This is a genomic window from Tersicoccus solisilvae, from assembly GCF_014643255.1.
GTDB classification, from domain to species: domain Bacteria; phylum Actinomycetota; class Actinomycetes; order Actinomycetales; family Micrococcaceae; genus Tersicoccus; species Tersicoccus solisilvae.
Genome location: NZ_BMJI01000005.1, coordinates 146,267 through 159,790 on the forward strand (window position 1 = coordinate 146,267; position 13,524 = coordinate 159,790).

Below are 13,524 nucleotides of genomic sequence, written 5' to 3' on the forward strand. Positions count from 1 at the left end.
CCGCCACCACCTCGTGCGGTGGCATCACGCGGCGCCGGGGGCCCTGTGCGAGCGCCCGGGTTCGCGCGTGCCCGGCCGACCGGCTGGCCGGGCGTCAGCCCGCGGCCGGGAACGCCGCCGCCACGATCCGCTCCAGGGCGGCCTCGTCCGCCAGCACGGGCAGGCGCACCTCACGGCCGTGGGAGACGTAGAAGAACGCCGCGTCCACGTCGGCGAGCGGCACGTCGTGCAGCCGCGACCAGGCCAGCCGGTACAGGGCCAGCTGCACCGCCTTGTTCGCCAGGTCCCGGCCGGTGGGGACCTGGCCGGTCTTCCAGTCGATCAGGTCCCAGTGCCCGGTGACGTCGCGGAACACCGCGTCGATCCGCCCGCGCACGACGACGGAGCCGACCCGCGTCTCCACGGGCGCCTCGACGGCGGCCGGGATCATCGACGCGAAGCGGGACGCCTGGAACGCGGCGATCATGCCGGGCAGGTCGTGGCCGGCGTCGACGTGGGCGTCGGCCTGGCCGGGGACGTCCCCGAGGTCGAGCATCCCCGGCTCGCCGTACCACTCCTCCACCCAGGCGTGGAAGGCGGTTCCCTTGCGCGCGGCCGGGGACGGCCGGCGCGGGACGGGCCGGCGCAACCGGGCGAGCACACCGGCCGCGTCGTCATCCAGGTCGACCAGCGTGGACGCGGAGATGTGCGTCGGCGGCTGGGCCTGCGCGGTGTTCGGCGGGGTGAGGAACCGTTCCAGGAGCACGGTAGTCTCCTGCTCCCACCGGGCGCTCCCTGGCGGGGCCTCCTCCCGGCGGGGAGGGACCGTGCCCGACGCACCGGCCAGCACCTCGAGCACCTCGTCGGCCGCGCGCTGCAGGGCAGGACGGCGGCTGGTGCCGGGACGCAGCCGGCGGCCCTCGGCGTCCACCGGGGAGTCGAGCGGGTCGTAGGGCCACCGGGCCGTCTCGGGCCGGTCGGCGTGCGGGTTGGCGGTCCCGGCGTCGTCGACCCAGGTGCCGCGGACGACGGCGGGGTCCTCCCCTTCCGTCAGCGCCTCGAGTTCGGCGAGGAACGGGGAGAGGGCGGACGGGTTCTTGTTGCCGCCGCGCCACCGCGCGGACGTGAGGATCAGGTCGCGGCGGGCCCGGGTGATGGCGACGTACGCGAGACGGCGCTCCTCGAGTTCGGCGTGCTCGCCGGCCCGGGCCGCATAGTCCTTCTCCGCGTCGACGAGGCTCTTCAGGTCCGGCTGGTCGAGATCCCACTGCGGCAGGTGGGCGTGGTCGCCGCGCAACGGCCATGGCAGGGCGAGCCTGTCCATGGACCAGCGGGTTCGCTTGTCCGACGGGAACACGCCCACGCTCATCCCGGGCACGATCACGGCGTCCCACTCCAGGCCCTTGGCGGCGTGCGCGGTGAGCAGCTGAACGGCGTCGCTGCGCACGTCCGGCTGGGCGGTCTCCAGGCCGTTCTCCTCGTCCTTCGCCGCCTCCAGCCAGCCGAGGAACGCGACGACGTCGATCCGGGGACTGCCGGCGAGGAACGACGCCGCGGCGTCGGCGAAGGCGTCCAGGTTGCCGCGGGCCTGGTGGATGCTGACGCCGGGTCGTGCGGTGACCTCGATGTCCAGCAGCATGGCGCGTTCCACCTGGGTGATCAGGGTGGTCAGCTCGTCACCGAGGTAGCTGCGCAGGTCGCGCAGTTCCGCGGCGAGGCGGGCGAGCCGGTCGCGACCGGCGGGCGAGAGGGAGCGGCCGTGCGCCGATTCCCACCCCGGGTCCGGCAGCCAGTCGACGGCCTCGACCAGGCTCGCGGCGTCGACGGTGTCCGACTCGACCGGGCCGGACTCCCCGGCGGTGCCCGGCGTGCTCGCGTCGAGCTCTTCCCGCTGCCGCAGGGCCCGCTCACGGCGGGAGGCGAGGACGCGTGACCAGTCGCGCAGGGCCATCAGATCGCGGGGACCGATCCGCCACCGGGCGCCGACCATCAGCCGCATGAGGGCGTCCGAGCGGCCCGGGTCGGCGAGCACCTGCAGGGTGCTGACCACGTCGACGATCTCGGGAGTGTCCAGCAGGCCGCCGAGACCGACCACCTCGACGGGGATGCCGCGATCGGTGAGGGCGCGCCGGATCGGTTCGATCTGGGCGCGGGTGCGGCACAGCACCGCCGTCGACGGTGGCTCCTCCGGGGATCCCGTCGTCCCGGGTCCGGCGGGCCCGGCCGCCGCCCGGGCGGCGGGTGTCAGGTCGGGGCGCAGGGCGATGACGTGGTCGACGATGGCCGCCGCCTCGTCATCCGTCGTGGCGTGCTGTTCGATGAGCACCCGGCCGGGGCCGGCGCCGGGCCGGGCGCGCAGGGGCGGCACCGCGTTCGCGGCACTCGCCTCACCGGACCCGCCGTCGCCGCCGGAGAGCGGGGCGGAGACCAGGTTCGCCGCGTCGAGGATGTGCTCGTCGTTGCGCCAGGCGGTGGTGAGGTACCGGGTGGGGGCGCGTTCGACGGACCCGTCGGGACCGAGGCGCGGGAAGTCGTGGCCGAAGGCGTGCAGCTGCCCGGCCGACGCCCCGCGGAAGCCGTAGATGGACTGCTTGGGGTCACCGACCGCGGTCACGGGGTGCCCGTCGCCGAAGAGGGTGCGGAACAGGGACGCCTGGGCGTGGGAGGTGTCCTGGAACTCGTCGAGCACGACGACGGGGTACCGGGCCCGCTCGGCGGCCCGCACCGCGGGGACCTTCTGCGCGATCCGCGCCGCGATGTGCACGAGGTCGCCGTAGTCCAGCACCCCACGGCGGCGCTTCGCTTCGTCGTACTTCGCGACCAGGCCGGCGATGGTGGCGAGCGTGCGCAGCCGGTCCAGGGCCTTCGTCGCGGTGTCGGCGGTGCGGGTGTTCTTCCCGGCGACGTAGGGCAGCGGCGCCAGCCGGGCGACGTTCTCCGTCAGCCACGCCTCGACGTCGGCGGGTTCCCGGAGGTGTTCGGCGCACTCGGAGGACATCTGCAGCACCCCGGCGATGAGCCGGCTCTTCGCGCTGACGAAGTGCCGGTGCTCCCCGTCGTAGGCCTCCACGACCTGGCTCGCCAGCTGCCAGGCCTGAGCCTGTCCGATGACCACGGCATCCCGCTCGACACCCAGGCGCAGGCCGTGGTCCTGGACGATCGACGCGGCGTAGGAGTGGTAGGTGCTGATCTGCGGGTCCAGCACGGCCGCGCCGTCGGCCTCCGCGGCTGCGGGCAACAGTCCCGCCGCCCGCAGCCGGCGCAGCGCCGAGCCGACGCGCGTGGCCAGTTCGCCGGCGGCCTTGCGGGTGAAGGTGACGCCGAGGATCTGGTCCGGGGAGACGAGGCCGTTGGCCACCAGCCAGGTGATGCGCTGGGACATCGTGGCCGTCTTGCCGGACCCGGCGCCGGCGACCACGAGCAGCGGCTCGAGCGGGGCGGCGATGACGGCGGCCTGTTCGGGGGTGGGCGGGGGGCTGCCGAGCGCCTCCGCCAGCCGGTCCGGGGTGATCACCGCGCGTTCGGCGGGCGACTGCCGCGTGTCCGCGCTCATTCGGTGACCTGCCGTCCGGGCGCGCAGAGCGGACACACGGCGGGAAGGGTACAGTGCGGCCGCTCCCCGGGCTGGTGCCGGGCCTCGAACGTCGCGCCGGTCATCGTGCTCGCCGCCGAACGGACGAGGTCGATGGCCCACGGGTCTCCGTCGGCGAGGGGTTCCTGGTCCTGCACGCTCACCGACTTCTCTCCCGTGCCGAGGTTGATCAGGGCAGCACCGCCGGGGCGGTCGCCGTCGCCGAACCCGCCGGCGGCGACGGCCACCTGGTAGGCGCCCAGCTGCGGATGGGTGGGCATGTCGTCCTTCTTCGGTTTGTGCTTGCCGGTCTTCAGGTCGGCGATGAACAGGCGGCCCTCGCCGTCGACCTCCAGCCGGTCGACCTGCCCACGGAGCACGGCCCGGACCGGCCCCTGTCCGGCGGCCCCGTCGACGGGCGCCAGCTCGACCTCGAAGTCCTTCTCCACGTGCAGAAGCGTGCGCCCGTCGGTGCGGCTGACGGTGACGTAGTCGGCGAACCGGTCGACCATGGTGCGGGCCCGCTCGAACTCCTTGTCCGTCTCCCACGTGTCGGGCAGGGACAGCTGCGCCCACAACCGGGACAGCTCGGCGCCGAGGTCCGCCCGGGAGCCCGCCGGCAGCCGCTCGGCGATCCGGTGCACGAGGGTGCCGAGGCTGCGGGCCAGGTCGGTGGCCTCCTGCCCCCCGGCGGTCTGGACGAACCAGTTCAGTGGGGAGTCCTGGACGGCGGTGATCCGGGACGGGGACACCGTCACGGTCTCCTCGGCCCCCACGATCGGGGCGTCGGTGCTCAGCGGCAGCAGTCCCCACCAGGTGTCCGGGTGCGCTCCGGGCACGGACACGGTCCCGGTCGAGCCGGTGGCCGAGCCGGTGGCCGTTCCGAGTGCGCCGACGGCGGCGAGCCGGGCGAGCTGGGTGACGGCCGCGGCCCGCTCCGCCGGGTCCTCGGACTGGGCGAACTGCCGCAGCTCGGCGACCAGCGCCCGCAGGGTGACCGGACGACTGACCGTCGTGTGCGGCCGCGCCTGCGTGGGGTCGGGCCACGGATCGACGAGGTCGAGGAACGCGGAGGGCTGCTCGTCCTCCGCGTCGACGCCCACGCAGATCAGCCGTTGCCGGGCCCGGGAGACCGCGACGGAGAAGCTGCGCAGTTCGTCGTGGCGAACCTGCCGCAGCCGGGCCTGCACATCCCGCTGGCCGGCGACGTCCGCACCCAGGTCGAGGATGTCGACGAGCTCGGTGGAGCCGAGCAGCTCGCCGCGCAGCCGCGGGTTGGGCCACACCCCGTCCTGCAGGCCGGCGACGACGACGACGTCCCACTCGCGGCCGGCCGCCGAGGCCGGGGTGAGCAGCTCGACGGCGTCGCCGGTCGGTGCGCGGTCCGCGAGCGTGTCCATCGGCACCTCCTGCCCGGCCACGTAGTCGAGGAACTGGGCCGGGGAGGCGCCGGGGAGCTGGTCGACGTAGCGTTCGGCGGTCTGGAACAGGGCCATCATGGCGTCCAGGTCCCGGTCGGCGCGTTCGCCCGCGGGACCGCCGGCGAGGGCCTCGCGGACCCAACGGCGCTCGGCACCGGACGCCTCCCACAGGGCCCACAGCACCGTCTCGGGCGTGGCCCCGTCCTGGCCGGCCGCCGCGGTGCCGGCGGCGAGCATGCCGGCGATCGACCGGGCGGGCTGCGCGTCGCGAGTGAGTCCGGTGAGCGCGCCGGGCACCTGCAGGGATTCGACAAGCAGCTCGTCGCTCGCGCGCCCGCCCCCGGCCTCCAGTTCGAGGGCACGCAGCTGCTGCCGCAGGCGGCGCAGGCCCAGGGCCGAGGCGCCACCGAACCGGGAGGTGAGCAGGGCGACGGCCAACTCCGCGGTGAGCGGGATCCGGCCGAGGCTGACGGCGTACAGGTCGAGCAGCGCGGCGACGGCCACTTCGTCCCGGACCGGCCGCTCGGCCGCGGGCAGTCGCACGGGCACCCCCTGCTGGGTCAGGGCCCGGGCCAGGGAGGTGAGCAGGGATCCGGTCCGGACGATCACGGCCATCGACGCCCACGGCCGCTGCTCGCGCAGGTGCCCCTCGAGGAGGCGCTGGGCCAGGAACCGGGCCTCGTGCAGCCCGGAGGCGACGACGTGCGCCTCGACGGCGTCGACGACCGGCGCACCGGGCTCGGGGCCGGACTCGGCGGCGGGGACGTCCAGGACGCGCCCGCTCGTCGCGCCGCCGGTGACCGGGATCCGGTCGGCCACCCGGCGCCACGCGGCGGCGGTCGCCCCACCGAGCCGCCACGACGTGGTCAGCGTGTGAGTGCGCAGCCCGGGCAGATGATCCTCCAGACCGCCGAGCAGGTCCGGGCGGGCCCCGCGGAAGCCCTGGACGACGGACTCCGCCGAGGCCGTGAGCACGATGTCCGACTCCGCGCCGATCACGTACAGCAGTTCGTGGATGGCGGGATTCGCCTCCTGCAGGTCGTCCACCAGGATGAGCGAGAGCCGGGCGCGCTCGGCGGCCAGGAAGGCGGGGTTCTCCTGCAGCACCCGCCGGGCCTCGGTGATGATGCCGGCGGGGTCGAAGGCCTCCGGCATGCGCAGGTCGAGCACGTCCCGGTACTCGCGGTACAGGCGCGCGGCGGCCACCCAGTCCCCCCGGTCGCGGTCGCGGCCGAGCCGGGCGAGGTCCTCGTCGGTCAGCCCGTACTCGGTGAGCCGGTCGAAGAGCTGCCGGACCTCCTGCCGGAACCCGCGGGTGGCCAGGGCCTCGCTCAGGTCGGCCGGCCATACGAGCGGCGCCCCGATCCCGGCCCGGTGCCCGGAGAGCAGGTCCGCGATGATCTGGTCCTGTTCGGCGCCGGAGAGCAGCCGGGGCGGGGCGGGCAGCGCGAGGTACTTCTCCACCCGGGCCCGGCGCAGCAGGTCGAAGGCGTACGCCTGCCAGGACCGCGCCGGGGACGACGCCACGGTGCGGTCCAGTCGGGCCGTGAGGACATCCCGGAGCCGGGTGGCGGAGCGGCGGGACGGGGCGAGCAGCAGCAGGCCGGCGGCGTCGGCCCCGTCGTCGACCGCGTGGACGGCCCGCTCGACGAGCACCGTGCTCTTGCCGGTGCCCGGGCCACCGAGCACGAGCAGGGCACCGTGGCCGGGGGCCGCGTGCGCGATGGCGCGCTGGGCGGCGTCCAACGCGGGAGCGTCGGGCCCGGGCCCGGCACCTGCGCCGGATCCGGCCGTCGCTCCGGACGCCACGACGGGGTCCATCCCGGTCAGGTCCACCACGTCGCTGCTCATGCCTCCATCTCATCATCGGCCACCGACAGAACCGGACCGGGCTCCCCGGGGCGGTCCTCGTCCCACCAGCCGGCCGCCGCCAGGGCGGCGTCCAGGCGGGCGAGCTCGTCGGGCGTGGGCCGCCAGCGTGCCTCGCGCATGCGCACCCGCGGCACCCGCGGGGGGTCGTCGTCACGGGCTGGGACCAGCGGCGTCCCCTCCCGGGCGTACTCGGCGGCGGCGCGGGTCTGCAGCGGGCCGAACACGGTCCCGTCGGCCCGCAGCACTCGCCACCAGGGCACGTCGGCGCCGTGCCGGCTCATCACCCGGCCGACCGTGCGGGGCCCCATGTCCTCGAGCAGGTCCGCGATGTCGCCGTAGCTGAGCACCCGGCCCGGTGGGATCGCCGCGGCGACGCGGAGCACCGCGCTCTCGTACCCGTCACGCACCCCACCAGCGTAGGCGCCGGCGACGGCCGGACCGACCGCGCCGCTTCCACGTCGCCACCGCGACGCCGGCCAGCGCGAGGGCGCCGCCGAGCAGGGCGGCCGCCGGGGGCGCCTCCTGCAGCACCAGCCAGGACAGCAGCACGACGACCGGGGGCACGGCGTACGTCGACGCCGCCGTCCGGCCGGCGCTCGCGCGGGAGAGCACGTACCCCCAGGTGGTGAACGCGATCGCCGTCGGGAAGATCCCGAGGTAGACGACGGCGAGCACCGAGGAGAGCGGAGCGGTGGCGACCGCCCGCACCAGGTCGGAAGCGAAGGGCAGGCACGCCACGGTGCCGGCGACGCAGCCGAGCACGGTCATGGTGGAGGCGTCGATGCGGCGCAACAGGCTCTTCTGCAGGGTGGCGGCACTGCCGTAGACGATCGCGGCGAGCAGGCCGAGCAGCACCCCGACGAGGTCGAACCGGCCGGTCGACGTCGAGACGGCGATGACGGCCACCCCGGCGAGCGCCACCAGCATGCCGGCGATCAGGCGGCGCGGAAACCCCTCGCCCAGGACCAGCCCGGCCAGGACGGCGACGATCATCGGGGCGAGGTTGACGAGCAGCGAGGCGGTCCCCGCATCGACGTGTTGCTCGGCGGCGTTGAGGGCCACGTTGTAGACCCCGAACCAGGCCACGCCCCAGAGGATCACCAGCATCAGCACCCGCCCGGGCACCCGGGCTCGGCCCGTCCCGCCCGTCGCCACCGGAGAGCGGCGCGCACGGCGCCGGAGCACCACCAGGTGGATCACGGCGAGGGCCGCCGATCCGACGGCGACCCGCCCGAGGGTCAGGGCGCCGGGACTGAAGTCGTGTGCGGCGGCGCGGATGCCGACGAACGCGGAGGCCCACAGCAGCACGGTCACCCCGATCGCGGCCCAGAGCAGCCCCCCGCCGCCGGTCGCGGCGCTGCCCGCTCCGGCCGCGCTCGGCGAGGTGTCGCCGGATCCGGTGCCGCCCGTCGTCGCCTTCGTCATGCCTCCATCTCACCACCGGCCTCCGACGGAACCCGCCGCGCCCGCGGTCCTGTCGGGGCCCGCCGGTACCGTGAGGGGCATGCGCAGCTGGCACCGCCTCCCCCGCGCGGCGTTCGACCTCGAGACCACCGGCCGTGACCCCGCCACGGCCCGGATCGTCTCGGCGTCCGTCGTGGTGGCGGACTCGACGGGCCGGTTCATCGGACGGCACGAGTGGCTGGCCGACCCCGGGGTCGAGATCCCTGAGGCGGCCACGGCGATCCACGGGATCACGACGGCGCGGGCGCGGGCCGAGGGCAGGCCGGCGGCCGCGGTGATCGCCGAGCTGAGCGCGTCCCTGCGGGAGCTGTTCGACGCGCGGGTCCCGGTGCTGGCGTTCAACGCCGCCTACGACTTCACCGTGCTGGCGCAGGAGTGCCGGCGCTGGTCGCTGCCGGATCCCCCACGTCCGTTCCCCGTCCTGGACCCGTTCCAGATCCACCGGGAGCTGGAACGGCACCGGAACGGGCGCCCGCGCACGCTGGTGGCCCTGTGCGAGGAGTTCAGGGTGACGCTGACGCGGGCACACACGTCCGCGGCGGACGCGGCGGCCACCCTGGTCCTCGCGGACGCCCTGGCCGTGCGGTGGCCGGAGCTGCAGATGCCGGCGCGGTGGTTGCACGAGCTGCAGATCGTGTGGCTGCGGCAGCGGGCCGAGCGGCGGGCCGCCCACCTGCGCCGGGAGGGCTGGGCGGAGGCGGACCTGCCCGGTCCGCCTCCGTGGCCCTGCTGAGCAGTGTTCCGAGGAGGGAGGTGAAACGTCAGAGCACGTCGGAGAGGAACTGACGCAGCCGGTCGGTCCGCGGGTCACCGAAGAGCTGCTGCGGCGCCCCGGTCTCAACGACGGTGCCGGCGTCCATGAAGGTGACGGCGTCCGCGACGGAGCGGGCGAAGCCCATCTCGTGGGTGACGACGACCATCGTCATGCCCGAGGCCGCCAGGTCGCTCATCAGCGCGAGGATGCCCTTGACGAGCTCGGGGTCCAGGGCCGAGGTGGCCTCGTCGAACAGCATCAGCTCGGGCTCCATGGCCAGCGCCCGGGCGATCGCCACGCGCTGCTGCTGACCGCCGGAGAGGGCGGACGGGCGGGCACCCACACGGTGGGCCAGCCCGACCCGGTCCAGCTGCTCGCGTGCGGCCTGCCGGGCGCGGTCCTTGTCCATGCCGCGCAGCTTGCGCAGGGCGAGAGCGACGTTGTCGCCGACGGTCATGTGCGGGAACAGGTTGAACTGCTGGAACACCATCCCGATCCGCTGCCGGTAGGCGTCGGGATTGGTGCCGAGCACAGATTCGCCGTCCAGGCTGAGTTCGCCGGCGTCCGGCTCGATCAGGCGGTTGAGCACGCGCAGCAGGGTGGACTTGCCGGACCCGGACGGGCCGATCACGGCCGTGGTGGTGCCGGCGGGAGCGTCGAGGTCGACGCCCCGCAGCACGTGATTGGACCCGAAGGACAGGTGGATGCCGCTGGCCCGGAGGTGTCCCGCGCGGACGGCGGTGTCGGCGGTGTTCGGGGTGTGGCTCACGGCTGGCCTCCTGGGGTCACACCGGACGGGCTGGTTCCGGCGGGGTCGGCGGTGCCGGTCGGGGCGGCGGCCTCACGCCGCCCCTCCCGAAGCCGACGGTCGATCAGGTTGACGAGGTGGGTCAGGGGGATGGTGAGGATCAGGTAGAGGATGCCGGCGGCGACGAGCGGGGACAGGTTGCCCGAGTTGGCCGCGGCGTCGTTGCCCACCCGGAAGATCTCCCGCTGGCTGGCGAGCAGGCCGAGGAAGAAGATCAGGGACGAGTCCTTGATCAGCGCGATGAACTGGTTCACCAGGGCCGGTAACACGCGCCGGATGCCCTGCGGGATGATCACGAGCCGCATCGTCGAGCCGTAGGAGAAGCCGAGCGCCCGGGCGGCCTCCATCTGACCCTTGTCGACGCTCTGGATGCCGGAGCGGAAGATCTCCCCGATGTAGGCCGCGGCCATCAGGGACAGGGCGAAGATGCCGAGGGGGTAGGGATTGGTGCTGCCGGTCAGCTGCCGCACGATCGGGCCCAGCCCGATGCCGATCAGCAGGATGATGACGGCGGCCGGCAGCCCCCGGAAGATGTCGGTGTAGATGCGGGCGATCCACCGCGGCACGGCGTGCCGGGAGATGCCCATCACCGCGAGAACCATGCCGAGCAGCGAGCCGATGACGCCCGAGGTCAACGCGAGGATCAGCGTGTTCGGCAGCCCGACGGTGAGCAGGTCGGGGATGACCTGCGCCATCGCCTGCCAGTTGAAGAAGGTCTCGATGAGCTGTGACCAGGCGTCCATGGGTCTCCCCCTGTCGATGTGGCTCGAATACTCGCACACGGCGCGGCCGCACTGTCCGTGCGACCGCGCCGTGAGGGAGTGCGTGGGCTGCTTACTTGACGGTGACGGCCTTGCTGCCGGGCTTCCAGGTGCTCGGGGTCTTCCGGTCCGGGTACCACTGCTTGGTCAGCTTGGACCAGGTGCCGTCCGCGACGACCGCGTCGAGCCCCGAGTTCAGCGCGTCGATCAGCGCCTTGTTGTCCTTGTTCACCGCATAGGCGGTGAAGTTCTCGGTGTTGACGACGGTCTCGCCGATCACGGTGCCGTCGGCCGGCTTCACCTGGCCGGTGGCCTGCTGGGAGGGCGCCACCCAGGCGTCGATCTGGCCGTTGCGCACGTTGGCGTACACGGTGTTGTAGTCGCTGAACCGGACCGGCTCGATGCCGAGCGTGTTGGTCACGTAGTCGTCCTGGACCGTGCCCTGGACGACGCCGATGCGGACATCGGACTTCAGATCGGCGAACTTCTGGACCTTCGCGTCCTTCTTCACGACGACCGCCATGTAGCCGAAGTCGTAGCCGTTGGTGAAGCCGACGTTCTCACGCCGCTTGTCCGTGGTGGAGATCGAGGAGGACCCGACGTCGAACTGCTTGGTGGCGACCTGGGACAGCAGAGCGGAGAAGTCGGTGGAGGCGAACTCGACCTTCAGGCCCAGCTTGGCGGCGATCGCCTTGAGCAGCTCGTTGTCGTAGCCGGTGAAGACGCCGTCCTTGATGAAGATGTTCGGCGGCGCGTCCGAGAGCGTCCCGACCCGCAGCGTGCCGTCCGTGATCAGATTCAGCTTGGACTTGTCGATCTCGGAGATCGGCGTGACGGTGGCCGTCGTGTACTTGTCGGTGTTCTTCTGGTCGCTGCCGGCCAGGGCGTTGGCACCGGTGGTGGTGCTCTGGGAGGCGCCACCGGCGCACGCGCTCAGGCTGACCGCCAGGACGACGGCGGTCAGCGCCGTGGAGATGGACTTCAGACGACGGGGCAGGGCCACGATGGTCTCCTCGATGCGGGCGGCGGGGCGGGTTCACACCTCGCCGACGGTGATGGATGCGCAACGGGTGCGGACGGCACGTCCCGGCGGGACGGTCCGGGGTCGACGAGCGACCGGTGCTGCCGCCCCGGGGTCCACCCGGGCTGACGGCATCCCACCAGCGTAGAGGCCGGGGGCGGGCCGTGACGACGATCAGAGTCACGCGATGTCACGAGGCGCCGTGGCATTCGTCACGCCGCTCGACCCTGAAGTGCGACATCGTCGCGGGTCGGAGCGGCTCATCGCGTCCGGGGTGCGGTTCGACGGGGCGTGGGGAAGAGCACGGCCACGCCGTCGGATGTGACATGCGCGGCGGACGCCGGGCCCGCCCCAGGTCACTCCTCCGACGCCAGGCGCCGGGCGAGCCACGTGTCGGCCGACCGGCAGGCCGTGCCGGTCGGCCGTCCTGGACTCCGGGTGGTGCCCACCCTGCTGCCGGTCTCCTCCGGGGGGCCGAGACGTGCGGCGCAGCCGTCCTGATCCCGATGCCGAGCCTCGAAGGGCCGTCGCCCCGTCCGGCCCCTCAGCCGGCCGGCGTGGCCGCCGCGGCGGCCTCGGCGGCCGCGGGCAGCGCCGCGATCACCGTCTCCATCGCCGCGTCGTCGTGCGCGGCCGAGAGGAACCACGCCTCGTACACCGACGGCGGCAGGTACACGCCGGCGTCGAGCATGGCGTGGAAGAACGGCGGATACCGGAACGCCTCCTGCGCTTGGGCCTGCGCGTAGTCGTGCACGCCGGTGCGCGAGGTGCCGAAGGCGACGCTGAACAGGTTGCCGGCGTGCTGGATGGTGTGGTCGACGCCGGCGGCATCCAGGGCCGAGCGCAGTTCGGCCTGCAGCTGCCGGGACAGCCCGTCGATCGTGTCGTACACGACCCCGTCGGCGTACTGCAGGGTGGCGACGCCGGCGGCCATCGCCACCGGGTTCCCGGACAGGGTGCCGGCCTGGTAGACGGGCCCGAGCGGGGCGAGGAACTCCATCACGTCGGCGCGCCCGCCGAGCGCCGCGGTGGGCAGGCCGCCACCGATCACCTTGCCGAACGTGAAGAGGTCGGGCGTCCACGCGGCGGTGCCGGCCTCGTCGAGCGCGCTCAGCCCCCAGTACCCCGCCGGGTGGACGCGGAAGCCGGTGAGCACCTCGTCCAGGATCAGCAGCGCGCCGTGCTCGGCCGTGATGCGGCGCAGGCCCGCGTTGAAGCCCTCGCCGGGCTCGACGACACCCATGTTCGCCGGCGCGGCCTCGGTGATGATCGCGGCGATCCGCTCCCCGCGTTCGGCGAAGAGCTCCTCGACGGCGGACAGATCGTTGTACGGCAGCACGACCGTGTCGGCGACGGTGCCAGCGGGCACCCCGGCCGAGCCGGGCAGGCTCAGGGTGGCGAGCCCGGAGCCGGCGGCGACGAGCAGGGCGTCCTCGTGGCCGTGGTAGCAGCCGGCGAACTTGACCACCAGGTCGCGGCCGGTGAAGCCGCGGGCCAGCCGGATCGCCGTCATCGTCGCCTCGGTGCCGGTGGAGACCATCCGGATCCGCTCGACGGCGGGCACCCGCTGCTGGACGAGCTCGGCCAGCTGCGCCTCGGCGGGGGTGGACGCCCCGAAGGAGAGGCCGCGGTCGACGGCGGCGTGCACGGCCTCCAGCACGCCGGGGTGGGCGTGACCGAGCAGGAGCGGCCCCCAGGAGCAGACCAGGTCGACGTACGTGTTGCCGTCGGCGTCGCGCAGCCGGGGACCCTCGCCCGAGACCATGAACGGGGGGACCCCGCCCACGGAGCCGAAGGCCCGCACCGGCGAGTTGACGCCGCCGGGCATCAGCCCTTGGGCGGTGGCGAACAGGTCGGCGGAGGTGGTCATCGA

Annotated in this window: 9 protein-coding genes; 1 reads left to right on the forward strand and 8 read right to left on the reverse strand. The window is 74.0% G+C overall.

Going from position 1 to position 13,524, the window contains the following annotated elements; genetic code table 11:
- Nucleotides 1-94 precede the first annotated feature (94 nt).
- Genes IEX22_RS06760 through IEX22_RS06775 form a run of 4 tightly spaced genes read right to left on the reverse strand, consistent with a single transcriptional unit; the run spans nt 95 to nt 8,268 of the window.
- The gene (locus IEX22_RS06760) at nt 95-3,532 is read right to left on the reverse strand and encodes an ATP-dependent helicase (RefSeq protein ID WP_188667564.1); all 3,438 of its coding nucleotides are present in this window, start codon (nt 3,530-3,532) and stop codon (nt 95-97) included.
- The gene (locus tag IEX22_RS06765) at nt 3,529-6,822 is read right to left on the reverse strand and encodes an ATP-dependent helicase (protein ID WP_188667565.1); all 3,294 of its coding nucleotides are present in this window, start codon (nt 6,820-6,822) and stop codon (nt 3,529-3,531) included. The genes IEX22_RS06760 and IEX22_RS06765 overlap by 4 nt, the downstream gene beginning before the upstream one ends.
- Nucleotides 6,819-7,250 (reverse strand): MGMT family protein, encoded by a 432-nt coding sequence (locus tag IEX22_RS06770; RefSeq protein ID WP_188667566.1) that lies wholly within the window; start codon nt 7,248-7,250, stop codon nt 6,819-6,821. Before IEX22_RS06770 ends, IEX22_RS06765 begins: the two co-directional genes overlap by 4 nt.
- Nucleotides 7,243-8,268: a DMT family transporter gene (locus IEX22_RS06775; RefSeq protein WP_188667567.1), complete on the reverse strand. Its 1,026-nt coding sequence runs from the start codon at nt 8,266-8,268 to the stop codon at nt 7,243-7,245. The genes IEX22_RS06770 and IEX22_RS06775 overlap by 8 nt, the downstream gene beginning before the upstream one ends.
- 79 nt (nt 8,269-8,347) lie before the next feature.
- Between IEX22_RS06775 and IEX22_RS06780 the strand changes: the two genes are divergently transcribed.
- Nucleotides 8,348-9,040: an exonuclease domain-containing protein gene (locus tag IEX22_RS06780; protein ID WP_188667568.1), complete on the forward strand. Its 693-nt coding sequence runs from the start codon at nt 8,348-8,350 to the stop codon at nt 9,038-9,040.
- A gap of 28 nt (nt 9,041-9,068) precedes the next feature.
- Here the strand turns inward: IEX22_RS06780 and IEX22_RS06785 are convergent, their stop codons facing one another.
- From IEX22_RS06785 to hemL, 4 genes are all read right to left on the reverse strand, one after another.
- The gene (locus tag IEX22_RS06785; RefSeq protein WP_188667569.1) at nt 9,069-9,830 is read right to left on the reverse strand and encodes an amino acid ABC transporter ATP-binding protein; all 762 of its coding nucleotides are present in this window, start codon (nt 9,828-9,830) and stop codon (nt 9,069-9,071) included.
- Complete coding sequence (locus IEX22_RS06790; protein ID WP_188667570.1) at nt 9,827-10,612, reverse strand: amino acid ABC transporter permease; 786 nt, start codon at nt 10,610-10,612, stop codon at nt 9,827-9,829. Before IEX22_RS06790 ends, IEX22_RS06785 begins: the two co-directional genes overlap by 4 nt.
- Before the next feature lie 91 nt (nt 10,613-10,703).
- Nucleotides 10,704-11,627, reverse strand: a complete 924-nt coding sequence (locus IEX22_RS06795; RefSeq protein ID WP_188667601.1) for an ABC transporter substrate-binding protein — start codon at nt 11,625-11,627, stop codon at nt 10,704-10,706.
- A gap of 568 nt (nt 11,628-12,195) precedes the next feature.
- Nucleotides 12,196-13,521 (reverse strand): glutamate-1-semialdehyde 2,1-aminomutase, encoded by a 1,326-nt coding sequence (gene hemL / locus IEX22_RS06800; RefSeq protein ID WP_188667571.1) that lies wholly within the window; start codon nt 13,519-13,521, stop codon nt 12,196-12,198.
- Nucleotides 13,522-13,524 lie beyond the last annotated feature (3 nt).